Origin of the sequence: Loigolactobacillus jiayinensis (genome assembly GCF_003946445.1) — a bacterium.
Classification (GTDB): domain Bacteria; phylum Bacillota; class Bacilli; order Lactobacillales; family Lactobacillaceae; genus Loigolactobacillus; species Loigolactobacillus jiayinensis.
The window spans coordinates 19209-43069 of sequence record NZ_RHOF01000019.1 but is presented as its reverse complement, the minus strand read 5'-3'; the positions used below and the strand labels follow the sequence as shown (position 1 = coordinate 43069).

General features: G+C 44.2%; 28 protein-coding genes. 26 read left to right on the top strand and 2 right to left on the bottom strand.

Translation table 11 applies throughout. The annotated features are described in order from the left end of the window. Positions 1-202: 202 nt before the first annotated feature. From dhaK to EKM80_RS06260, 5 genes are all read left to right on the top strand, one after another. A complete protein-coding gene (gene dhaK / locus EKM80_RS06280; RefSeq protein ID WP_125552265.1) occupies positions 203-1207 on the top strand; it encodes a dihydroxyacetone kinase subunit DhaK in 1005 nt (334 codons plus the stop codon). Positions 1208-1350: 143 nt separating this feature from the next. Continuing rightward, complete coding sequence (locus tag EKM80_RS06275; protein WP_125552264.1) at positions 1351-1878, top strand: hypothetical protein; 528 nt, start codon at positions 1351-1353, stop codon at positions 1876-1878. A 21-nt stretch (positions 1879-1899) separates the two neighbouring features. Continuing rightward, positions 1900-2487, top strand: a complete 588-nt coding sequence (gene dhaL / locus EKM80_RS06270; RefSeq protein ID WP_125552263.1) for a dihydroxyacetone kinase subunit DhaL — start codon at positions 1900-1902, stop codon at positions 2485-2487. Further along, positions 2484-2852: a dihydroxyacetone kinase phosphoryl donor subunit DhaM gene (gene dhaM / locus EKM80_RS06265; RefSeq protein ID WP_125552262.1), complete on the top strand. Its 369-nt coding sequence runs from the start codon at positions 2484-2486 to the stop codon at positions 2850-2852. The genes dhaL and dhaM overlap by 4 nt, the downstream gene beginning before the upstream one ends. 88 nt (positions 2853-2940) lie before the next feature. Continuing rightward, positions 2941-3771: a Cof-type HAD-IIB family hydrolase gene (locus EKM80_RS06260; protein WP_125552261.1), complete on the top strand. Its 831-nt coding sequence runs from the start codon at positions 2941-2943 to the stop codon at positions 3769-3771. A 17-nt stretch (positions 3772-3788) separates the two neighbouring features. Here EKM80_RS06260 and EKM80_RS15105 read toward each other — a convergent pair whose 3' ends face one another. Then, positions 3789-3914 (bottom strand): hypothetical protein, encoded by a 126-nt coding sequence (locus EKM80_RS15105; RefSeq protein ID WP_263853729.1) that lies wholly within the window; start codon positions 3912-3914, stop codon positions 3789-3791. 144 nt (positions 3915-4058) lie between these two features. Between EKM80_RS15105 and EKM80_RS06255 the strand changes: the two genes are divergently transcribed. Both EKM80_RS06255 and EKM80_RS06250 read left to right on the top strand, forming a co-directional pair. Continuing rightward, positions 4059-4613, top strand: a complete 555-nt coding sequence (locus tag EKM80_RS06255; protein WP_125552260.1) for a TIGR01440 family protein — start codon at positions 4059-4061, stop codon at positions 4611-4613. 2 nt (positions 4614-4615) lie between these two features. Beyond that, positions 4616-5485: an SPFH domain-containing protein gene (locus EKM80_RS06250; RefSeq protein WP_125552259.1), complete on the top strand. Its 870-nt coding sequence runs from the start codon at positions 4616-4618 to the stop codon at positions 5483-5485. Between the two features lie 45 nt (positions 5486-5530). Here the strand turns inward: EKM80_RS06250 and EKM80_RS06245 are convergent, their stop codons facing one another. After that, positions 5531-6067, bottom strand: coding sequence for a dihydrofolate reductase family protein (locus tag EKM80_RS06245; RefSeq protein ID WP_125552258.1), 537 nt, complete (start codon positions 6065-6067; stop codon positions 5531-5533). A gap of 147 nt (positions 6068-6214) precedes the next feature. On the opposite strand from EKM80_RS06245, the gene EKM80_RS06240 reads away from it, so the two are divergent. From EKM80_RS06240 to EKM80_RS06150, 19 genes are all read left to right on the top strand, one after another. Beyond that, complete coding sequence (locus EKM80_RS06240) at positions 6215-7174, top strand: hypothetical protein (protein ID WP_125552257.1); 960 nt, start codon at positions 6215-6217, stop codon at positions 7172-7174. Positions 7175-7178: 4 nt separating this feature from the next. Beyond that, on the top strand, positions 7179-7865 hold the full coding sequence (locus tag EKM80_RS06235; protein WP_125552256.1) for an NAD-dependent protein deacylase: 687 nt from the start codon (positions 7179-7181) through the stop codon (positions 7863-7865). An 84-nt stretch (positions 7866-7949) separates the two neighbouring features. After that, the gene (locus EKM80_RS06230; protein WP_125552255.1) at positions 7950-8231 is read left to right on the top strand and encodes a chorismate mutase; all 282 of its coding nucleotides are present in this window, start codon (positions 7950-7952) and stop codon (positions 8229-8231) included. Between the two features lie 41 nt (positions 8232-8272). Next, positions 8273-8752 carry an NUDIX hydrolase gene (locus EKM80_RS06225; RefSeq protein ID WP_225418824.1) on the top strand — a complete coding sequence of 160 codons (480 nt, stop codon included), beginning with the start codon at positions 8273-8275 and terminating at the stop codon, positions 8750-8752. Positions 8753-8840: 88 nt separating this feature from the next. Beyond that, positions 8841-9305: an Rrf2 family transcriptional regulator gene (locus EKM80_RS06220; RefSeq protein ID WP_125552254.1), complete on the top strand. Its 465-nt coding sequence runs from the start codon at positions 8841-8843 to the stop codon at positions 9303-9305. Positions 9306-9356: 51 nt separating this feature from the next. After that, entirely contained in the window at positions 9357-9677 is a 321-nt protein-coding gene (locus tag EKM80_RS06215) for a hypothetical protein (RefSeq protein ID WP_125552253.1), read from the top strand. 16 nt (positions 9678-9693) lie between these two features. Continuing rightward, positions 9694-10536: a DUF72 domain-containing protein gene (locus tag EKM80_RS06210; protein WP_125552252.1), complete on the top strand. Its 843-nt coding sequence runs from the start codon at positions 9694-9696 to the stop codon at positions 10534-10536. A 14-nt stretch (positions 10537-10550) separates the two neighbouring features. Beyond that, positions 10551-11105 (top strand): DNA-3-methyladenine glycosylase I, encoded by a 555-nt coding sequence (locus EKM80_RS06205; RefSeq protein WP_125552251.1) that lies wholly within the window; start codon positions 10551-10553, stop codon positions 11103-11105. Positions 11106-11217: 112 nt separating this feature from the next. Further along, the gene (metG, locus tag EKM80_RS06200; protein WP_125552250.1) at positions 11218-13248 is read left to right on the top strand and encodes a methionine--tRNA ligase; all 2031 of its coding nucleotides are present in this window, start codon (positions 11218-11220) and stop codon (positions 13246-13248) included. Between the two features lie 111 nt (positions 13249-13359). Next, on the top strand, positions 13360-14133 hold the full coding sequence (locus EKM80_RS06195; RefSeq protein ID WP_125552249.1) for a TatD family hydrolase: 774 nt from the start codon (positions 13360-13362) through the stop codon (positions 14131-14133). After that, positions 14133-14717 (top strand): ribonuclease M5, encoded by a 585-nt coding sequence (gene rnmV, locus EKM80_RS06190; RefSeq protein ID WP_164509512.1) that lies wholly within the window; start codon positions 14133-14135, stop codon positions 14715-14717. The genes EKM80_RS06195 and rnmV overlap by 1 nt, the downstream gene beginning before the upstream one ends. Continuing rightward, positions 14710-15600, top strand: coding sequence for a 16S rRNA (adenine(1518)-N(6)/adenine(1519)-N(6))-dimethyltransferase RsmA (gene rsmA, locus EKM80_RS06185; protein ID WP_125552247.1), 891 nt, complete (start codon positions 14710-14712; stop codon positions 15598-15600). The genes rnmV and rsmA overlap by 8 nt, the downstream gene beginning before the upstream one ends. Before the next feature lie 106 nt (positions 15601-15706). Beyond that, positions 15707-15961, top strand: coding sequence for a Veg family protein (locus EKM80_RS06180; RefSeq protein ID WP_125552246.1), 255 nt, complete (start codon positions 15707-15709; stop codon positions 15959-15961). Positions 15962-16254: 293 nt separating this feature from the next. Beyond that, positions 16255-17793, top strand: coding sequence for an L-lactate permease (locus EKM80_RS06175; RefSeq protein ID WP_125552245.1), 1539 nt, complete (start codon positions 16255-16257; stop codon positions 17791-17793). A gap of 176 nt (positions 17794-17969) precedes the next feature. Then, entirely contained in the window at positions 17970-18836 is an 867-nt protein-coding gene (gene ispE / locus EKM80_RS06170) for a 4-(cytidine 5'-diphospho)-2-C-methyl-D-erythritol kinase (protein WP_125552244.1), read from the top strand. 218 nt (positions 18837-19054) lie between these two features. Then, positions 19055-19882, top strand: coding sequence for a pur operon repressor (gene purR / locus EKM80_RS06165; protein ID WP_125552243.1), 828 nt, complete (start codon positions 19055-19057; stop codon positions 19880-19882). A gap of 4 nt (positions 19883-19886) precedes the next feature. Then, positions 19887-21041 (top strand): VanZ family protein, encoded by a 1155-nt coding sequence (locus EKM80_RS06160; protein WP_125552242.1) that lies wholly within the window; start codon positions 19887-19889, stop codon positions 21039-21041. 244 nt (positions 21042-21285) lie between these two features. Continuing rightward, entirely contained in the window at positions 21286-22665 is a 1380-nt protein-coding gene (gene glmU / locus EKM80_RS06155) for a bifunctional UDP-N-acetylglucosamine diphosphorylase/glucosamine-1-phosphate N-acetyltransferase GlmU (protein ID WP_125552241.1), read from the top strand. A 186-nt stretch (positions 22666-22851) separates the two neighbouring features. Next, complete coding sequence (locus EKM80_RS06150) at positions 22852-23832, top strand: ribose-phosphate diphosphokinase (protein WP_125552240.1); 981 nt, start codon at positions 22852-22854, stop codon at positions 23830-23832. Positions 23833-23861: the final 29 nt, after the last annotated feature.

Here is a 23861-nt window from a genome sequence, read left to right as displayed (position 1 = left end):
AGCGCCGAAACATTGCGATAATCCTACTTGGCAGCCGGTTTAATTTTCCAAAAATTTAAGAGTTGAGCGCTAGTTTATCTATAAGTTGAGCGCAAAAGGGCTGTGATTTTTAAGTTCCGTTAAAAGCTTATTGCTTAATCTTGTAACCGACTTCAGAAAACGGTTATACTAGACGTGAGTTTAATAATTGGAGGTTATTTTGATGAAAAAAATCATGAACGATCCACAGAATATCGTACCGGAAATGGTCGCTGGCTTAGTACAGGCGTATCCGCAATACGTTGAACGTTTACCGGAAACGGAAGCGTTAGTGCGGCATGATAAGGCCTCAATGGCAGGCAAGGTTGGCGTGATCAGTGGCGGTGGCAGTGGCCATGAACCTACCCACGCTGGTTTTGTTGGTGCTGGCATGTTATCAGCTGCTGTGGCGGGGCAAGTCTTCACGTCACCAACGCCAGATCAACTTTATGCAGCAATCAAGGCCGCTGATCATGGCAAAGGTGTTTTCATGGTCATCAAGAATTACTCTGGTGATGTGATGAACTTCGACATGGCAAAAGATATGGCCGACCTCGATGACATCAAGGTCAAGTCAATTGTGGTTGATGACGATATTGCCGTAGAAAATAGTACGTACACTCAAGGTCGGCGTGGTGTTGCCGGAACGATTTTTATGCACAAAATCATTGGTGCTGCTGCCGATCAAGGTGCTTCGTTAGACGAACTAGAAGCTTTAGCTAAAAAAGTAATGCCGAATATCAAAACGATTGCCGTTGCTTTATCTGGTGCTACTGTGCCAGAAGTTGGCAAACCGGGCTTTGATTTAGCTGATGACGAAATCGAATATGGTGTCGGTATTCATGGCGAACCTGGTTATCGTAAGGAAAAGCTCCAACCATCTAAAGCATTAGTCACTGAATTACTTGGCCGCTTGAAGGACGAATTCAAGTATCAAGCTGGTGACCATTTTGCTGTTTTGATCAATGGGATGGGCGCAACGCCGTTAATGGAACAATATGTCTTCACTAATGACGCGTTGAACCAATTAGCTGCCGATGATATTAACGTCGACTTCACTAAAGTTGGCAATTATATGACCTCGTTGGATATGGCTGGTATTTCGTTAACCTTATTCAAATTAGAGGATGACGCTTGGCTCAAGGGGTTACAGTATCCAGTTGACACCATTGCGTGGACCCAAAAATAGAACGGCTATTTTTAAGGGCGCTGCTAACTAGAAGACTGCGGTTTCGTTCATCTAAGGGAGCAAAGCCGATAAACTTGCAAAACACAGTGCCAGCAACCTAGTTGGAACAACACGCAACTTATGCCCGATAGGAGGTTACGTCTATGTACACGCTAGCGCCACAATTGTTTTCTGGCGAACGTGCGCCAGCTACGAAAGATATTGCCACTAAGATCAACACACATTTAACCCCGTTGAATTTTAGTTTTACCACCGCCAGTGCTACTGCCAGTACCTTGATTTTGACAAAGGCGCAGGTAGCCTTACGCGATGAGCGTGGTCAACTTTTCTTACAGGAAAGCTGGGATGCAGTTGGCTCAGTTCAGTTAGGTTATCTGCGCGCTGGTAATTTAGCGGTGGATACAACTGCGTTATGGCTATTCTTAGTGTTCATGATTGCTGGGCGGCCGTACTATATTGTAAGTCGTGATTTTCAAATGTTATCGCAGCTGGTTGCAGTGTTGCTGGCGCACGATATCGATTTAGTCGATCCGTTAGATATCTTGCCGCAAGTAATGGCTGCAGCTAAACCACTGACCCCGCAGTTTACCGCTGATTTGTTAGCGGGTTACCCGCAAGCTATTCGGGGTACGGATTTCCCGACAAATGCGTATAGTTTGGCGGAATTGTAAGTAAGAAAGGAAGATCAATTGATGACATTAACGTTAGAAGATACATTAAAATGGTTACACGGTTTTGACGCGACGGTAACGGCGCAAAAAGCTTATTTAAGTGAATTAGACACGCCAATCGGTGATGGTGACCATGGCAATAATTTAGCTCGTGGTGCAGCTGCTATTGAGGATGCATTAGGCAAACAAGAACCAGCTGACTTGACAGCAGCCTTGAAAACTATCGCCATGGCTTTAGTTAGTAAGGTCGGTGGCGCTTCGGGTGCATTATATGGCACAGCCTTTTTGGAAATGGCTAAGGCTAGCCGTGAGACACAAGAAGTCGCTGATTTGTTGGCCGCTGGGTTAGCTGGCCTACAAAAACGTGGTGGCGCCACTACTGGTGAAAAGACGATGATCGATGTTTGGGCGCCAGTTGTTGCTGCTGCTAAGGCTGGTAACCTGACCACGCAAGTCATTGATGATGCAGTGCAAGCTACTAAACCAATGAAAGCTACTAAAGGGCGGGCCTCGTACGTTGGTGATAATTCAATTGGTCATCTCGATCCTGGTTCTGTTTCCAGTGGTTATTTGTTCAGTGAAATGTTGAAAGCGGGGGTGACTGCATGAGTTTAGGCATCATTATTGTTTCACACGTGGATAAAATTGCCGCCGGTGTTCAAACACTGATCAGCCAAGTGGCGGCCGATGTTTCTGTAACGATTGCTGGCGGTACCGATGACGGTGGTGTTGGTACCAGCGTCGAAAAGATTCAGCAAGCCATTAGTGACAATAAGGCTGACGAGATTTTGGCCTTTTACGATTTAGGTAGTGCCAAAATGAATCTGGAATTGGCGCAAGACTTTAGTGATAAGCCAGTGCATTTATATGATGTTGCGCTGGTGGAAGGCGCCTATACTGCGGCGGCCTTGTTGCAAGCTGGCGTTGACCGCACAGCTGTTGAAGCACAGTTGGCCGACCTTAAAATAAAATAAATTCTGACTAGGAGTGCGGAACTCCTAGTTTTTTTTTGCCCAAATAGGTTAAAATAAGGGTAGTGATTAAAAGTAAGGAAGTGGCTTGATGATAAAATTGGTGGTAACCGATATGAATGGCACGTTACTTAACGCTGATCAGCAAGTGGATCATAACCGACTAGCACGGCTGCTACAACGTTTAAATCAGCAGGATGCTTATTTTGCAGTGTGCAGCGGTAATCAATATCGCCATTTACGCGAAGTTATGGCACCGTTACAGGCCGATAATTTAATCTATGTAGCAGAAAATGGTGCCTCAATTTATTGGCAGGAACAACAAATTTTTGATGGCGCGTTATCGGCGCAGCAGCTAGCTGATTTTTTAGCAAACTATCAAGCTAAGGCAGAACCATTGCAACATGCTTATGTGATTTTAACTGGGAATGATCGTTCATATACAAATCAAGGTGTTGCACCAGCCTTGCTTGAGCAGGCTAGTAAATTTTATGCTAATTTACAGCCGATCGATTTAAAGCAGGTGCACGAACCAATTAAGAAAATCAGCTTAGCTTATAGCGGCGGGGATGCGGCTGAACACGTTGCGGCGCTGAACGCTTATTTTGCTGGGAAGTTAGTGGCACATGATAGTGGCTATGGCGTGATCGATGTGGTTCGTGGCGATGTTGGCAAAGCCGCTGCCGTTGCTTTTTTACAACAGCACTGGCAGATCAAGCCGGCAGAGACGTTGGCCTTTGGCGATGGTGCGAATGATATTGATATGCTTGAAGCCGCTGGGCAAAGTTATGCGATGCAAAATGCGCCTGACTTCGTTAAAGCAGTGGCACAGCAGGCAACTGAGTTAGATGCTGAGCACGCAGGTGTTTTAGCCACCTTAGAAACTTTATTAACGGCATCAAAAAAGAGTCAGGAACAATAATTTGTTCTTGGCTCTTTTTAGCGTCCGTTGCGCTGACCATTGCGTTTATGTGCGCTTAGTTGGTTAGCTTGTTTTTTATATTTCTTCCAGGTTTGCTCACGTTGGCTACTACTGGTGTTACGATGTTGTTTCGTGTATTTCATTACCGTCACCTCCAAAATAGATTAATGCAGTCTATTATAACGCAAAAGTAGCGCTTGTCTAGATAGGTGGATAACTAATTCACTTGACCGCACTATAGCGACCGCGCATAATGTGGTCAAATACAAAGATATAGGGGTGGTTGGATGGTTGATTTAACTGAAATTGCAACACAAATCAGACAAGGCGCACAAGAATTATTAGCGGTGGCGAACTTAAAAGCAGGCGATGTCTTTGTCGTTGGCTGTAGTACCAGTGAAATTCAAGGTGAACACATTGGCCAAGATTCAAGTCGTGAAGTTGGCCGCGTTGTGGTTAAAACGCTGCAAGACTTATTAGTGCCACTACAAATTGATTTAGCGGTGCAGGGTTGCGAGCATTTAAATCGCGCGTTAGCGGTTGAGCGTAAAGTTGCCGAAGCCCATAACTGGGAGTTAGTTAGCGTGGTGCCGGCACTGCATGCTGGTGGGGCAACGCAAATGGCTGCCTTTGAAAATTTTAGCGATCCAGTCGAAATTGAGCATATCACTGCTCAGGCAGGAATGGATATTGGTGATACAGCAATCGGGATGCACGTTAAATTCGTTCAGATTCCAGTTCGTACCAGCGTCAAAACGGTAGGCGCTGCGCACACAACTTATTTACGTAGCCGGCCAAAGTTAATTGGTGGCGAGCGGGCACAATATGAGTGGAGGCCATGAATATGAAGGAGAAAAAAGCGTGGTACGTTAACGGTTATGTTGGGTTAGTTGTTTTGATTCTGTTGTCATTATTCGGTGTGTGGTTGACTGCAATGGGTATTTTAAACGATGGTATTGTGCGGATCATTGTTGGTATTATCATTTTAGCGATTGCGGTATTTTTCTTCAGTGCAATCACGATCATTGCGCCAAATGAGGCACAAGCGCTGACTTTCTTCGGTCGCTATATTGGCTCGATTCGTGAAAATGGTTTATTTATTACCGTACCGGTGACTAAAAAACAGCCAATTTCATTACGAGTCCGTAATTTCAATAGCGATATTTTGAAGGTCAACGATGAACAAGGTAATCCAGTTGAAATCGCTGCGGTGATTGTTTTTCGGGTGACTGATACTGCTAAAGCTCTGTTCAACGTGGATTACTACGAACAATTTGTTCAAATTCAAAGTGAAGCTGCTATCCGCCACGTGGCCAGTCAATACGCTTATGATACTTTTGCTGACGAGGCTGCCATTACTTTGCGCGGTAATACGGCGGAAGTTTCGCAGAAGTTGACCACTGAGTTGGAAGAACGACTCCAAGTGGCTGGTGTGGAAATCATTGAAACACGATTAACTCATTTGGCCTACGCCACTGAAATTGCCAGTGCGATGCTACAACGGCAACAAGCATCAGCTATTTTAGCGGCACGCAAAATTATTGTTGAAGGCGCCGTTTCTATGACTGAAGATGCGCTAGATCAATTGGAAGCTGGCGGTAAGCTGAAGTTTGATGATAATCAGAAAATGCGTATCGTTAATAATTTATTAGTTTCGATTATCACTGATCGTGGGACCCAACCAGTGATCAATACTGGTGAAACTGAGCAATAAAATAGCGCCATTACCAGATAACTGGTGGTGGCGTTATTTTATTGCTTATTTTTGATCAACTGCATAGGTCAATTCGACTAAACGGCCGATTTGTTTTGTGGCGATCAAGTTTAATGGGACATCTTTTAAGTTAGTATTTAATAATGGTGTACCATTGCCTAATAGTACTGGTGCAATCGAGATAATTAATTTATCAATTTCGTGAGCTTTAAGTAATTCCGCAAACAAGTCAGGGCCGCCGACTAACCAAATATCGCCGCCTTTTTCCTGCTTGAGCTGACGAACAAATTCAACCACATCGCCAGCAACCACTGTAGCGCGGTCTTCGGTGTCGTGCATGGTGGTCGAGAAAACGAAACTTTGCTTATCACTATATGGATAGCTACCGGCGCGCTGAGTGGCGCGGGTATAAGTTTTACGGCCCATGATCACAGTTTCAACGCGACTATAGAAATTTTGAAAGGCGCTGTCCGCTTCGGTGGTGTTCAATTGTTGTAACCAAGTCATACTGCCATCGCTTTCTGCGATATAACCATCAAGACTTTGAATCAAATATAAAAGAACATTGCGTGTTTCTGCCATAAATTTCACCCCGTTAGTTTTCTATGATTAACTTGTATTGCTATGTTAAGTATATCACGAAAGCGCTTCGATTAATACGACCAGCTTAGTTCACAAGCGGGTCTGGCTTTGTTAGAATGGAAGCAGACAGAAAGAGGGCAGTGCGGGATGACAGAAAAATTTGCACCAGCGGTAACGGCTTTGCTAGACGAAGCACAGGAATTAGTTGGCCAGGAGATCCATGTTGAATTGGGAACCAAAAAAGTGGGCTACATTCGGCATGGCCAATCGCGACAAGTGGAAAATGAAGATGGCAGCATTACGATTTTTGTCACTGACATCACGAACGTTGATTACACACTGAGCCATGAGTTGCTCCATTTACTAATGGCTCACCATGGTTATCCGCAGATTCGTTTTAATTTAACGACAGGTAAAGAAATGTTTGATCGCCAATTATGGGCAACGGCAATCGAGTTATATAACGTGGTGAGCCACGTGATTATTGGCGCGCAGCAACAGGAATTACAGTTGGTCGATCAAGTTGCGCAAGAACAATATTTAGCGGGCATTTTAGCTGAAGTACCAGTAGAGGAAGATAAGCCGGACCGTTTAGCTGTTTTTCGCACTTTAGCGTTATTGGACACGTTGGTTTTTTATCATGGTGAAACTAAGCTATTTAGCCGTCAGTTCAAAGAAAAGTACCCGCTGTCTTATTACGGGGCGCAACGCTTGTACAAAATCGTTGCCGCAAAGCCCGTTGATTCACCGTTCACCATGCGGCGCGCAGTAGTGAATTTATTTGCTGCCTTTGATCCGTGGTTGGAGAGCGTTGGCTTGGCAACGACAAATCACAATCAGTTGATCACGTTAGATGGCGTTTTTTCAGCGCGGCAACAGCGGCTCCAAGTGCGCCAAGTATTTACAATCTTACATTCTGAATTGACTGTTCGTAAAGGCGACCAGTCAGCTTATATCGGTATCGGTAAAACTGATCACCAAAATGCCTTCATTTTAACTGCACCAGCTGGCAAGCAGCAAAGTGCTGACTTTTTCAAGCATGTTTATAGTCAATCAATTCAAGAATTTATGCGAGAGCAGCAGATTCCATTTGTGGAAAGGAAATGAATTTATGGTTGATTTAAAAGCAACGCTGGCTGACGCTAAATTTGTCACGTTTCTGACTGGTGCTGGTGTTTCGACAGCTTCTGGCATTCCTGATTACCGTTCTAAAAATGGGCTGTATGCTAATCAGCAGGATCCCGAATATTTACTGAGCACAGATAATTTACAGCAGCATCCGGCTGATTTTTATGATTTTGTGAAATCTAGCATGTACTATCCAGAAGCCAAACCAAATGCGATTCATGAAAAAATGGCAGCAATCAGTAATGAAAAAGGCGCGATCATCACGCAAAACGTTGATGGCTTGCATACCGCAGCTGGTGCAAAACATGTCGTTGAATTTCACGGTAATTTATATCACGTTTATTGCCAAAAATGCCATGCAACGGTTGATTATCGGCAGTATTTACAAAGTGATCGCCATGCCGCAGACAATGGCATTTTGCGGCCGGATATCGTCTTATATGGTGAGGCGTTGTCGGAGCAGGCAATTAGTCAGGCTGTGACTGCTGTCAGTCAAGCTGATTTAATCGTCATCTGCGGGACGTCTTTTCGGGTTGCACCATTTTCATTACTGGTGAACTATGCGCAAAACGATGCGCGCGTGATTGCCGTCAATGAAGAAAAGTTGCAGTTACCGTTCCCATTTGAAATGCTACAAGCCGATGCATTAGACGTTTTCCAGCAACTGTAAAACGGTGCTTGTTTTGCAGCAGCAAGTTGATTAAAATTAGATTAATAAATGAGAACTAATTTAATTTTGGATGGAGCGAGTAAAGTGTTAGAAAATGAACGCCAAGAAATCAACGAAATCGACGCCCAATTAACGGCCTTATTTGAAAAGCGGTTGGCAGTGGCGCATAAAATTGCTACGGTAAAGTACGCCAATAAGCTACCGCTGACCAATGTTTTACGTGAACAAGAAGTCATCACGCAACAGACAGCGGCTTTGCAAGATGCGACGTTGGCACCCTATTTAACGGATTGGTACCGAACGACGATGCTAATTGCTAAGCAATACCAAGCACATGTGATCAAAGGCTTACAAAACGACAAGTAGTGTCGTGTCGTGGTAGAGTGACAAAGAAGGGATTACAACTGATGGCTTATAAATATACATTAGCGTTGTTACATTACCAAGATCAATTATTAGTACTGAACCGACGCAAGCCACCTTATCCGGGACAATGGAATGGGATCGGCGGTAAATTAGAGACCGGCGAAACCCCTGAAAACGCGGCCCGCCGTGAGATTTTTGAAGAAACTGGCATTGCTGCAGCTGACTATTTGTTAACTACAGCAGGTGTTATTGATTGGTTTATCGCTGGTCAGTACATTGATAGTATTTATCTGTATACTGCTGAATTACACGAAATTGATGTAACAGCGTATCCGCAGCAAATGCGGGAAGGATTGCTTAACTTTTTCCCAGTTGCTTGGTTAACGCAACCGGCTAATCTAGGTGTGGTCCCAGATTTTAAGCGTCTACTTGAACCTGCTTTAGCGGGGAAACAGCAACGCTATATCACAAATTTTGTTGATGAACAATTGATTGATTTTTGGATCAAACCGTTGGCATAACTGAAAATTGGCAGTTAAATAGGCGCCGGTGATATCCAAAATTTTGATATTTTCACAAATAGATATTATTTAGAAAGGAAGCGGCGCAATGCGTCTGGATTTTTCAGTGGCTGTGCACAGTCTACTTTATTTAGAAAAAAAACAACCTGGGCTTGTGTCCAGCCGTGAGTTGGCGGTTTCGATGGCGACTAATCCAGTGATGATTCGCAATATTTTGTCGGCGTTACACAAGCAACATTATATTCGAGGTGTGGTTGGAAAAAATGGTGGCTACCAACTTGATCGTCAATTAGCGCAAATCAATGTCGGCGAATTGTATGATTTGACGATTCCACCGACGCTGAGTTATGCCCGTTTCACGACTGGTAATACCGATGCAATCGGCGAAGGCAACGATATCAGCCGCAATATTGAAGAAACACTGACGGATTTATTTACGTTAGCGGATGAAGGCTACCGTGCATTTTATCATCAATTTACGATGGCGGATCTTAAGCACGATATTAAGGAACACGGTTATTTTAAATCGATCACCAAGAAGCCATTTAGCTAAATCGTAGCTTAAGAAGAACGAGCGGGTTTCTATCGGGGAAGGGGCGAGGCAATGCTGCGTGAGGATCTGATATTAGCATTAAAATTGATCACCCAACGGATGCGCAATGTCCGTCGTTTTCAATTTGTGATCAATTTTTTATTTGCCTACGTACTATTGCGTATCGCATTTAGCGGCTTACAATTAACAATCTTTGCGTTGCCATTTACCCGCGGTCGTGCATTTATCGTGGCGCTGTTACTGGCAATCATCACCGTGGCCTTGAATCGGTTGCGGGGTAATTATCGCCGTAATGGCCAACGTGTCGTCCACGCATTAGGTGAATTGAACCAACAAGAAACTGGACTGGTACGCCAATTTCAACGCTATTAGCTGAGGAGGAAATTCGATGATTACGCTAGGTTTGACGACATGGAGCGAACATGGCAGTTTAGTGCACGAAGGCCGTGCGCGCAAATTAACGTTGCCCGAGTATAGCCAATTTTTACCTTGTGTTGAACTGGATACCCCATTTTATGGTATTCCACGGCTGAGCTCCTTTGAAAAATGGGCGACAGAAACACCAGCAACCTTTCAGTTCATTGTCAAAGCAAATCAGATCATGACGCAGCATCGCGGTCCGGAGACAGTGGGCGCGTTAAGCGTTGAAGAAGTTTTCACCCACTTCAAGCAAAATAGTGCGCCACTGGTAGCCGCGGGCAAACTGAAAACAATTTTATTTCAGTTTCCACCGTTTTTTGGCGTATCGATAGAAAATAGCCGTTACTTGCGCAAGGTCCGCAGTTATCTTGGTGATTTACCAGCAGCCGTCGAATTTCGGAATCAAATGTGGTATCAGGAAGAATTTCGCCAACAAACACTGGGCCTGCTCCGTCAGTTGGACTTTAGTCATGTGATCGTTGATGAACCGCAAACACAGACTGGTAGCGCGCCTTATTTTCCGGTAGCCACTAATCAGTTGGCTATTTTGCGTTTACATGGCCGCAACTTTGCTGGTTGGGCGAATCAGGGTAAGGATTGGCGCGGCCAACGCACCTTATGGCGATACAATCATAGCGAGTTAGCTAGCTTTGTGCCAGACATTCAGCGTCTAGCTACTGAAACTGCGGAAGTTTGTGTGATTTTCAATAATAATTCTGGTGGCGATGCAGCCGATAATGCATTGACGCTACAAAAAATGTTAGGCGTGGAATTTACTGGGTTGGCGCCGCAACAGTTAGATTTATTTTAAAGGGGATAAGGCGGATGGCGGATAAACAACGTTGTGGCTGGGCAAATTCCAGTCCGGCGATGCAAGCTTATCATGATGATGAGTGGGGCCGACCAACACATGACGATCAGGCATTATTTGAGCGGCTATGCATGGAAACGTACCAAGCTGGCTTGAGCTGGTCAACGGTGTTAAATAAGCGAGCGGCCTTTCAGCGTGATTTTTACAACTATCAAATTTCAGCGGTGGCGGCGATGACAACAGCGGAAATTGAAGCTGCCATGCAGGATGCGGCGATTATTCGTAATCGACGTAAACTGGAGGCGACCGTCAATAATGCGCAGATGTTTTTGCAAGTAGCGCGGGAATATGGTAGTTTTGCTAAGTATTTTTGGGCGCTGATTGGGACGCCACAGCAGCATAATATTGACCGCTATAATGAGGCACCAACGCAAACAGCAACGTCGGTAGCGCTGGCTAAAGATCTAAAAAAGCGGGGCTTCAAATTTATTGGTCCAGTGGCGGCGTATGCTTTCATGCAAAGTGTCGGTGCAGTCAATGATCATGAAATGAATTGTGCCTGGCGCTGAAACACAAATCTAATTTTGGGTTTGCGCTTTATTATTAGAGAAACGCCCAACCGCGCGTTTTTTTGTGCTATAATTTTGGTAACTATCTTTACATAAAGCGAGGAACATAAATATGGTAGCAGAAACTAAACCAACATTTTATATTACATCACCAATTTATTATCCATCTGGCCGCCTGCACATTGGTAATTCGTATACGACGATTGCTTGTGATGTGTTGGCGCGGTACAAGCGTTTATCCGGCTATGACGTTTTTTATTTGACCGGTACTGATGAACATGGTTTGAAAATCGAACAAAAAGCTGAAGAAATGGGTATCACACCCCAAGAATACGTGGACAACATGGCTGCTGACGTTAAGAAGCTGTGGCAGTTATTGGAAATCTCCAATGATAAATTCATTCGTACAACTGATGATTACCACGTTAAAGCCGTACAAAATATCGTTGACCGTTTGATCAAACAAGGCGACGTTTATTTAGGTGAGTACGAAGGCTGGTATTCTGTTTCCGATGAAGAATATTTCACTGAATCCCAATTAGCTGAAGTTTACCGTGACGATAACGGTAAAGTTACCGGTGGTAAGGCGCCCAGTGGTCACGAAGTATCCTTGGTCAAGGAAGAATCTTACTTCTTTAAAATGGGCAAATACGCTGATCGCTTAGTCAAATATTATGACGAACATCCTGAATTTATCCAACCGGCTTCGCGGAAAAACGAAATGCTGAAAAACTTCATCGAACCTGGACTGGAAGATTTGGCAATGTCACGGACAACCTTTAACTGGGGTGTACCGATAAAGGGCAACGATAAGCACGTGGTCTACGTGTGGGTCGACGCGCTGCTCAACTATATTACGGCACTTGGTTATGGTACGCCTGACGATACGTTGTTCAAGCGTTACTGGCCAGCAGATGTCCAGTTAGTTGGTAAAGAAATCGTCCGTTTCCATACGATCTATTGGCCCATTATTTTGATGGCCTTAGATTTACCATTGCCAAAGAAAGTTTTCGGTCATGGTTGGTTGTTGATGAAAGACGGTAAAATGTCTAAGTCTAAGGGCAATGTCGTTTACCCAGAAATGTTAGTTGAACGCTATGGTCTGGATGCCTTGCGTTATTATTTGATGCGCGCTATCCCGTTCGGTAACGACGGCGTTTTCACCCCAGAAGATTTTGTATCGCGGATCAATTATGATTTGGCTAATGATCTAGGTAACTTGTTGAATCGGACAATTGCGATGATCAATAAATACAATGGTGGCATGGTGCCAGATGCGACAGCTAATTTGACTGAATCTGATGCTAACATGAAGGCTGTGGCTACGGAAACATTGGCTAAGTACGAGAAATTGATGGATGATCTACATTTCTCCGATGCGCTGGATGAAGTTTGGCGTTTAATTAGCCGTGCTAATAAATATATCGACGAAACCGAACCATGGCGTTTGGCCAAAGACGATAGCAAAAAAGCTGAATTGGACAGCGTGTTGGGCCATTTAGCTGAGAGCTTACGCTTAGTTGCGTTGTTATTGCAGCCAGTAATGACACACGCACCAAAACAGATTTTTGCTCAGTTGGGCTTGGATTTTGATGACCAAGCAAACCAAGAATTCAGCTTTGGTCATTTTCCAGCCGACACGAAGGTGATTGCTAAAGGAACACCGATTTTCCCACGTTTGGACATGGATGAAGAAGTTAAATACATCCAAGAACAAATGCAAATGACTGTTGGTACTAACAAAAAAGAACAAGAAAAAGCTGACGCACCAACCGGCTGGGACCCAGAACAAACTGAACTTAAAATGACTAAAAAAGCCATCAAGTTTGATGACTTTGATAAAACAGAATTAAAAGTCGCTGTGATCAAGCACGTGCAAAAGGTGGCCGGTGCTGATAAGTTGCTCCAGTTCCGCTTGGACGCTGGTGATGGTGAAGATCGGCAAATTCTTTCTGGTATTGCCGAATTCTACCCGAACTTCACTGAATTGACTGGTAAACACGTTATCATTGTGGCCAACTTGAAACCACGGAAGATGCGCGGTCAAATCAGCCAAGGAATGCTATTATCGTCTGAATCAGAAGGTAAGATCACCTTATTGACTGTTGATGAATCAATTCCAGCCGGTGCTTTAGTCGGTTAAATATTGTGGGGCTGCCAATTATGTGCAGCCCTTTATTTTTTGAGTGTGCCAGACGGCAATATTCAGGCGAGTAGCCAGCTATTGTCAGTTTCTATATTTTTGGAGGCAGTTATGCAAATTTTTGATTCTCATACCCATTTGAATGACGCACCATTTGCTGGTCAGGAAGCAGCTTATATTCAGCACGCCGCCGAACTAGGCGTAACCAAAATGGCCATCGTCGGTTCAGACGCTAATTTGAATCAAGGCGCGTTAGATTTAGCTGCGCGCTTTGATAACTTATATGCGATTGTTGGCTGGCATCCAGAATATGCCATGGATTACAATCAGCAAGTTGCTGATACTTTGCGGCAACAATTGCAGCAGCCAAAAGTGATTGCGGTAGGCGAGATTGGCTTGGACTATCATTGGGATAGTGAGCACCATAGCCAACAACAGAAAATTTTTCGCGAACAAATCGAATTGGCACGTGAGCTTCATTTGCCGATCTCCGTACACACACGTGATGCCTTGGCCGATACCTATGATATCCTTAAAGACGCCCATATCGACGAATACGGCGGTGTTATGCACAGTTTTAATGGAAGCGTCGACTGGATGAACAAATTTTTAGATTTAGGGATGATGATTTCCTTTAGTGGTGTGGTCAGCTTTAAAAACGCACCATTAGTCCATGAAGCAGCTAAAGCAGTGCCAGCAGAGCGCATGTTTGTAGAAACAGATGCACCTTATCTGACGCCGACACCCTATCGCGGTAAGCAAAATGAGCCCGGCTACACGCGCTACGTAGCGGAAGCAATCGCAAAATTACGCGAGGTACCAGTTGAAACCATTGCTGCACAGACGTATGCCAACACGACTAAATTTTTTAAGGTGACACCATAATGGATAAAATTAAAGAAGTGATCGTCGTCGAAGGCCGTGACGATACACGGCGTCTACAAGACGCGGTCAATGCCGATACAATTGAAACCAATGGCTCTGAGATCAGTGACGCTACACTTGCTGAAATTGCTTTAGCACAGGAAAAACGTGGCGTGATCGTTTTAACTGATCCAGATTTTCCTGGTGAACAAATCCGTAAAATTATTACGCAGGCAGTACCAGGTGTGAAGCACGCATTTCTACGCTCAGGCCAGGCTCAGCCAGCCGACCATCACAGCAGTCTTGGCGTGGAGCATGCCAGCAATAAGGCGATTCTGCAGGCGTTGGCTAAGCTATACACATCGATGCCTGATGCACCAGCTGTGATCAGCCGCCAAGACCTACAGTTAGCACGGTTGACGGCCGGCGCGAATGCCCGTGCACGGCGCCAACGCCTCGGCGATATTTTGCATATCGGCTACACCAATAGCAAGCAACTATATAAACGCCTACAATTATTTCAAATTACCACCGCTGACTTTGCGGCCGCGGTGGCGCAATTAAATGCAGAGGAACAAGCGATGGAGGAAAAACTGAATGACTGAAGAACAAAAACCGATCGGCAGCCGTGCACGAACGCGGGCAATCTTAGCGGATTACGGCTTAACATTTAAGAAAAGTCTTGGCCAAAATTTTTTAACTGAACCAACAATTTTACAGCAGATCGCCAGTGCAGCCGAATTGACGGATGCCGACGATGTGTTGGAAATCGGCCCAGGTATCGGTAGCTTAACCGAACAATTAGCCAAAAATGCACACCAAGTCTTGGCCTTGGAAATTGATCAACGCTTATTACCAATTTTGGCTGATACGCTGGCACCATATGATAATGTGACCGTGCTGAATCAAGATGTTTTGAAAGCTGATTTGGCCACGTTGATCCGTGATAACTTTGATGGCCAGCACCAGGTTAAAGTCGTGGCTAACTTGCCTTATTACATCACAACACCTATTTTATTGCGCCTGCTCGAAAGCGGCGTTGCTTTCGAACAAATCGTAGTTATGATGCAAAAAGAAGTCGCCGAACGCCTAGCTGCTGATCCGGGCAGCAAAGCTTATGGCTCCTTATCAGTGGCAGTCCAGTACCAAATGACAGTGAACCTGGCTTTTATCGTGCCGAAAACTGTTTTTGTACCGCAACCTAACGTTGATTCCGCCATCGTTGCGCTAAAACGGCATGTGACCCCACCTGCTGTAGCCACTGATGACAAAGAATTTGCTCGTTTAGTCCGCGGCAGCTTTGCCCAACGCCGCAAAAGCTTGTGGAATAATTTAACGGCACTTTACGGCAAAGATGACACCACAAAAGCAGCCTTAACTGAAGTTTTAGCCGCTGAAGAAATCGATCCTGGTATCCGTGGTGAGCGCCTGAGCGTAACCGATTTCGTTCGCTTAGCCAATGCGATTACAGCAAATGAAAAACTTTGACCTTTTCACTACGTTTTTTGTTGCGCTAAATAAAAGCTTGTGGTATAATTGCAAATTCCACTAATTCGTGATATACTAGTCTTTATCTTAAGAAGAGGTGAAGCAGATGCCAATTACACTAGCGAGCATTAAAGCAAATCTCGATAGTAAAGTCGGAAAGAAAATGATGGTTGTCGCGCAAGCTGGGCGAAAAAAAGTCACCAGACGCAAGGGGATTTTGCACGAAACGTATCCTTCCGTTTTCGTTGTTGACTTGGACCAAGAGGAAAATGCTTTCGAGCGGGTTTCTTATAGCTATGCCGATCTACTCACAAAAACCATTAAAATTGAATTTGATGATGAGCAAATTGCTGCATCTTAAAAAAGAATTTTGGACTCAGCGCCTGATAGGCGCTGAGTTTTTTTATATAAAAAATTATATATAAAAACCAACTGCATGTGATAATTTATGTAATTAAAGTTTATGAATAAAATCAATATAGTCCACGTACCCAGCTAATGATTAGCAAGTCAACCAGGTGATTTGTGAATCTTATCGCAATTACTAAAAACAAATAATTAGATTTTTGCGACAAAAAGTGATTACAATAGGAACGAAATCGGTTACAATATAATTACTTATCAGATACTAATTTTGAATAGGGAGGCATAATTATGCATTGGGGCTTATTTATAACCGCGCTACTACCGATCGTTTGGCTAATTTTTTCTTTAGGTGTACTCAAAATGGCTGGGAGTAAAGCGTGTACTATTGGACTTATTTTAACTTTTGTTCTTGCTATCGTTGTTTTTAAAATGCCAATTATTAATAGTTTGACTGCAGCATTAGAAGGTGCAGTGATGGGTGTTTGGCCAATTGTTTATATTATTATTGCTGCCGTTTTCACTTATAATTTAACTACTGCTAGTGGTAGTATGGCGACGATTCGTCAAGGTTTATCTAGTATCACTAGTGACAAACGTTTATTGGTTTTGATCATCGCTTGGGGCTTCGGCGGCTTTCTGGAAGCAATCGCCGGTTTTGGTACTGCGGTGGCAATTCCAGCCAGTATCTTGATTGCTTTTGGTGTTAATCCGATTTTGTCAGCGACAATCTGTTTGATCGCCAATACGGCGCCAACAGCTTTTGGTGCGATTGGGTTACCAGTGACTACCTTGGCACAAATCAGTGGGTTAGACGTGCTCCATTTATCTTACTTAGTGACGATTCAGTTATTGCCATTAATTGTGATCATCCCATTTGTGCTGGTTGCGTTGATTGGCGGTGGTGTTAAAGCCATTCGTGAGGTTTGGGCGCCAACGTTAGCAGCTGGGTTATCTTTCGGTATTCCACAAATTTTTGTTGCTCGTTATATTGGGGCTGAACTGCCTGCCATTATTGGGTCAATTATTTGTATTATTGTGACTGTGTGGTTTGCGTTACGCTATGAACGCAAGCATCCCAGCGAGCACAAAACTACAGAAAAGGCGCCTAAAGCTAACAAATTTGTGTTAGCAGCAATGCCATTCATTCTGGTTTTTGTTTTTGTTATGCTAGCTTCGCCATTGGTACCGCCAATGAATCATTTTCTAACCGGTATCAAGTCGGCAATTACGATCTACACGGGTAGTGGCGCTAAGCCATACGTGTTCAATTGGGTCTCCACGCCAGGAACGTTGATTATTTTAGCAACAATTATCGGCGGCTTGATTCAGAAGATGAAACTAGGTCAAATCTTCAAAATTTTGGGTAAGACAGCGGTACAAATGGTTCAAACTTTGATTACCGTCTGTGCAATCGTCGCTTTAGCTAAAATAATGGGTTATAGTGGCATGATTGCAGTAATTGCCGCAACTTTAGTTGGTGTGCTTGGTGTATTCTATCCAATCGTTGCACCACTAATTGGCGCGTTAGGCACCTTTGTGACTGGCTCTGATACGTCCGCCAATGTGTTGTTCGGGAACTTGCAACGTCAAGCTGCAGTTGCGCTTCACGACAATACGTATTGGGTCGTAGCCGCTAATGCAGTCGGCGCCACCGCTGGGAAAATGATTTCGCCACAAAGTATTGCCGTTGCTGCAGCAGCAACTGATCTGCAAGGCCAAGAAGGCGAAATTCTTAAGCAGAGTATGAAATTCTTCTTAGGTTATTTAGTTATTATCTGTATTTGGATCTTCGCTTCTGGTTTGTTCATTCATGCCATCCACATTTAAATTAGGATAACAAAGCAGCTGTGACCAAGTGATTTTGGTTGCAGCTTTTTTGATCTTAAAATGTGCCAATCGCCCACCTTTTTCGTTATCTGCAATATTCACGTGTATCGCACCTTTTAACTTGCTGGAAAAGTTAGTATAATTGTAAACAAATCAAGTGGTCAGGTGGAGTGAGCATGGAAATAACGGAGAAGGCACCGGCAAAAATTAATTTAAGTTTAGACGCCCTTTTTCAGCATGCCGATGGTGAGCACGAATGGAAAATGGTGATGACCTCCGTTGATTTGGCGGACTACGTGGAATTATCGACAACGACTTCACGACAGATCAAGGTGACGACTGATAGTGGTTTTTTACCAGTGGATCAGCGTAACTTAGCATTTCAAGCGGCTCGCTTATTGCAGCGTAAAGCCGGCATCACCCGTGGTGCGCGAATTCATATTCGTAAGCAAATTCCAGTGGCGGCAGGTTTAGGTGGTGGCAGTTCGGATGCGGCGGCGGTACTGCGTGGTTTAAACCGCTTGTGGCAATTGAATTGGTCGCTGGCGGACTTGGCGCATTTAGGCTTAGCCATCGATTCTGATGTGCCGTATTGCGTGTACTCACAGACGGCGTTAGTAACTGGCCGCGGCGATGAAATCACTTTGTTACCGAAGCTACCGCCATTTTGGGTGGTTTTAGCTAAGCCCAACGCAAGCGTTTCGACACCTAGTATTTTACGCTCAATTCCGTATGATCAGCAGTTAAATCATCCGCCAATTGAACAGATGGTTACGGCAATCAAGCAAGGCAACTATGAACAAATTTTGACTAGTATGGGCAACACATTAGAGGCTATCACGAGCCAGCGTTACCCGCAGATTAAGCAGTTACGCCAAAAAATGCAGCAGTTTGGTGCTGATGCTGCGCAAATGAGCGGTAGCGGCCCCACGGTTTTTGGGTTATGTGCTAAATATTCACGAGCGCAACACGTCTTTAATAGTATGAAGGGGTTTTGTCCCGAGGTTTATCTAGTGCGGCCATTATTAAATGGGCTAAATTAAGATGCTTAGTTTTTAAAAAGTTGCAGTAAGGCGTGGCTCTAACGCATTTACGCGCAGTGAACTGACAAATTAATTTTGCGAAGGTCTGCTTAAATGGCAATACAGTGGCTTTTATGAGAAAAAGCGAACTATTTTTGATAAAAATGGATTAATGCTAGTTTTTTTAAGGTAAACTCTATATAATAGACAAGCGAATGTCTTGAAATGAGGTGGATTAATTGAAAATTAGACGCAGTGAACGATTGATCGATATTACCCGTTACTTATTAGAGCGGCCACACACGTTGGTCCCGCTAACTTATTTTGCTAAACGTTATGAATCAGCTAAATCCTCGATCAGTGAAGATCTTGGTATTGTACGGCGGACTTTTAAAAGCCGTGGCACAGGAATCTTAGAAACAATTCCTGGAGCGGCCGGCGGAGTTCGTTTTATTCCAACAATTGGTCAAGAAGAAGCAACTGAATTTATTGCCGCCATGACGACGGAATTATCCGAACAAAGCCGCTTATTACCAGGTGGTTACGTTTATTTATCTGACTTACTCGGACAACCTGATGTTTTGCGCTCAGTTGGTCGTTTGATTGCCACACAATACGTGGAACAAGAAGTCGATGCCGTAATGACGGTCGCCACTAAGGGTGTGCCCATTGCGCAGAGTGTCTCAACCTTTTTGAATGTGCCATTTGTGATCGTACGGCGAGATTCAAAAATCACTGAAGGCTCTACTGTCAGTGTTAACTATGTTTCCGGTTCTTCAGAACGTGTTGAAAAAATGGAATTATCCAAGCGTAGTTTGAAACAAGGTTCACGGGTCTTGGTCGTCGATGACTTCATGAAAGGCGGCGGCACTGTCAACGGGATGAAGAGCTTGATTGAAGAGTTTGAATCTGAATTAGTTGGTGTGACCGTTTTTGCAGAATCAGCTTTTGCTGGTGAACGGGCAATCGCTGACTACACGGCATTACTGTCAGTGGATAAGGTCGATAGTCGTGATAAAACAATTCACGTAGCACCAGGTAATTATTTAGCACGGACGTTTAAATAAGCCAATGCACGCTTATTTATATCCAATCAAAATAGCGTTGCTGGTTTTTCCAGTATTGGCATTAGGAATCACGATTCCGTTCTTGGTTCGCCAGTACCGTAAATACGGTGCGCTGACCGGTTGGCAAGCGTTTGTTTTATATACGTTCGTCTTTTACTTGCTGACGGCGTATTTTTTAGTTGTTTTACCGCTACCACCACGGCATTTAGTCGCACTGTACACATCAGCGCACTATAATCTAGAACCACTGATGTTTGTCCGTGAATTTATGTATAAAACGGTGCTACAATGGCGTGATCCGCAGACTTATTTACCGGCGCTAAAGCAGGCTGCCTTTGTACAACCAACGTTTAACGTGATTTTGACGATTCCATTTGGGGCCTATCTACGCTACTATTTTCGGCGCAGCTTTCCACAAACGGTGGCACTTAGTTTTGCGCTGACCTTATTTTTTGAAACAACCCAATTATCCGGCCTGTACGGCATTTATCCACGACCATACCGTTTATTTGACGTTGACGACTTAATGCTCAATACCTTGGGTGGCATAATTGGTTTTGGCTTAGCGCCATTTCTGACGCAGTTATTTCCTACTTCACGGCAAATGATTGCTGCCGCTTTTGCCAAAGGGCGCCGCGTCAGCTTTAGTCGGCGCTTTGTGGCTTTTGTCATTGATTGGTTATGTTTACTAATTTTAACTGGCATTGTGAGCTTGTTGAGTCGTCATTTACCCTATAACATCACCGCTAACCTGGGTCTGTGGTACGGACTTGAAGTACTTGGTTATTTTGTATTATTACCAGGATTATGGCAGGGGGCAACCTTAGGCAAGCGCTTAGTGAAAATAAAAATCACCGCTGCATTGCCAGTACCGTTGCGGTGGTGGCAATTAATTTGGCGGCAAGTGTTGTTATACGGCGCTGTCGTGCCCACCTTTATTGTACCGATTTTATTGTTAAATGGGCTAAGCCATGCACCACAAGCGCAGTTTGATTATTATTTAATGGCGTTGCTGGTCGTCGCAGTTGTGTTGGCTATTTTTTGCCTGCATGCACTGCTAACGATGTTGTTTCGGCGCGATCGCTTGTTTTACGAGCGCTTGAGCCACACTAAGGAAGTTAGCACTGTTGAATTGATCCATGACGAGACTACGACATAAGTAAAATTATGTTGCAGCCTCTTTTTTATTGCTGAAGTGCGGCAAGTCATCACCCGTTGCGGAGTAGTAGGCTAATGCTCAGAAGCTGATCGTCTTTTGGCACACTCTGGTTTTACTTGTCAGCTATTTATGACTAGGCTATGATAGTGAGGTAGATGTCGCGTGGTTGTGCTGATTGGTCTAGATAAATACGGCTGACTGAGCTAGCAGAAACGGACATAATTTTTTGAAGCGGGGTAAAAAAATGACAGCAAAATATACAGTGATCTTGGCGGCTGGTCAAGGTACACGCATGAAATCAAAGTTAGCAAAGGTGCTACATCCAGTTTGTGGTCGTTCAATGGTTGAACACGTATTAACTCAAGCAGAGCAGTTAGGTCCTGATCAGATCGTTACGGTGATCGGTCATGGTGCTGATGCTGTTAAAGCTGCTTTAGGTCAACGGTCAGACTACGCGCTACAGTCTGAACAGAAGGGCTCCGGGGATGCAGTTTTACGCACAGAGGACCAATTAGGTGGTAAAGATGGCATGACCATGGTAGTGAGTGGTGATACACCTTTGTTCACAGCCAAGACGTTTGAACAGTTATTTGAATACCATAAGGAAAAAGGCGCTAAGGCAACTGTGCTGACCGCCATCGCACCAGACCCAACTGGCTATGGTCGTATTGTACGCAATGAATTAGGTGTTGTTGAAAAAATTGTTGAGCAAAAAGATGCTAATCGTGAAGAGGCAGCAATTACCGAAATTAATACCGGCGTTTATTGTTTCGATAATGCAGCGTTATTTGCGGCGCTACATGAAGTTGGTAACGATAACGCGCAAGGCGAGTATTACTTAACTGACGTGATCGGCATTTTGAAGGCCAAAGGCGAAATTGTCGCAGCGTACCAAATGAAAGACTTCACTGAATCTTTGGGGGTCAATACGCGGGCAGCTTTAGCACAGGCAACTGCAATCATGCAACAACGAATCAACGCAGAACATATGGCTAATGGGGTCACTTTGGTTGATCCTGCAGCAACGCATATTGATGTCGGTGTTCAAATTGGGGCTGATACAACGATTGAAGCTGGCGTGACCTTAAAAGGTAAAACGGTGATCGGCAGCGATTGCTACATCAGCAACGGTTCAGCTTTGCGTGACGCCACGATTGGGAACGATGTGCGAATCACCAGCTCAACGATTGAAGAATCAATTATGCGCGATCACAGCAATATTGGACCGATGAGCCATTTACGGCCACAATCTGATATTGGCGAATATGTCCACGTCGGTAATTTCTGTGAAGTCAAAAAGGCTACATTAGGCGCACATACTAAAATGGGTCACTTATCATATGTTGGTGATGCTACGTTAGGAGAACATATCAATATTGGCTGCGGCGTAGTTTTCGTTAATTATGACGGCTTGAACAAGCATCATTCTAACGTTGGTGACTGGGCCTTTATTGGCAGTAATTCGAATATTGTCGCACCAGTTAACGTCGCTGACCACGCTTTCGTTGCCGCTGGTTCAACGATTACCGCTGATGTTGATTTTCACGCCATGGCGATTGCCCGGGCCCGCCAAGTCAACAAAGCAGACTATTGGGCTAAGCTACCCCATGAACCTGAAAATTAGGCTTTCATGAAAATAGCGTAAGTTTTTGTACTCACGCTTGATTTGTGCGGGAAAATTCCCTATTATTTAATGGTGGGTTTAATTTAGAAAGTGCTATAAAAAAATGTTCATGTCTTTTTGGCACGTTTATGCTAATTAATTACGGTATATCTAAACGAACGACATTAAAATTAAATGGAGGCTCTCATGTCAGAACATTATTTTGATCCAAAGCTTAAAATTTTTGCTTTGAATTCAAACAAGCCGTTGGCGCAAAAAATTGCCGATGAAGTCGGGGTCGAACTTGGTAAGACGACAGTCGATCGTTTTAGCGATGGTGAAATTCGGATCAACATCGAAGAAAGCATTCGCGGCGACAACGTTTACGTCATTCAATCAACTTCAGCACCTGTTAATGATAATTTAATGGAATTGATGATCATGATTGATGCATTACGGCGGGCTTCTGCAGCATCGATCAATATTGTGATCCCATATTACGGTTACGCACGACAAGATCGTAAGGCCCGTTCACGGGAACCAATTACGGCTAAATTAGTTGCTAATATGCTAGCAATGGCTGGTGCAACGCGGATTTTGGCGCTAGATCTACATGCGGCACAAATTCAAGGTTTCTTCGATATTCCAGTGGATCATTTAATGGGCGCACCATTAATTGCCGATTATTTCTTGACCCAAGGCGTTGATGATGATGCTGTAGTCGTTTCACCTGACCATGGTGGCGTAACCCGTGCACGTAAGTTAGCTGAATTTCTGAAGGCACCATTAGCCATCATTGACAAGCGCCGGCCAAAAGCCAACGTTGCGGAAGTCATGAACATTATCGGTGATGTCAAAGGTAAGAAATGTATCTTGATCGATGACATGATCGACACAGCAGGCACGATCACATTAGGCGCACAAGCCTTGATCGACGCTGGCGCAACTGAAGTTTACGCAAGTGCGACCCACGCTGTTTTATCTGGCCCAGCTATCGAACGCATTTCAAAATCACCAATTAAACAGTTGGTAGTTACTGATTCAATTCAATTACCAAAAGAAAAACTGATCGACAAAGTCGTACAGATCTCGGTTGGCCCATTGATGGGGGATGCCATCAAGCGGATCCACGAAAACAAACCAGTAAGTCCCTTATTCGAGAATAAGTTCCATAAAGAAACGAAATAATTAAAAAGCACAGATGAGTGTACTGAAAA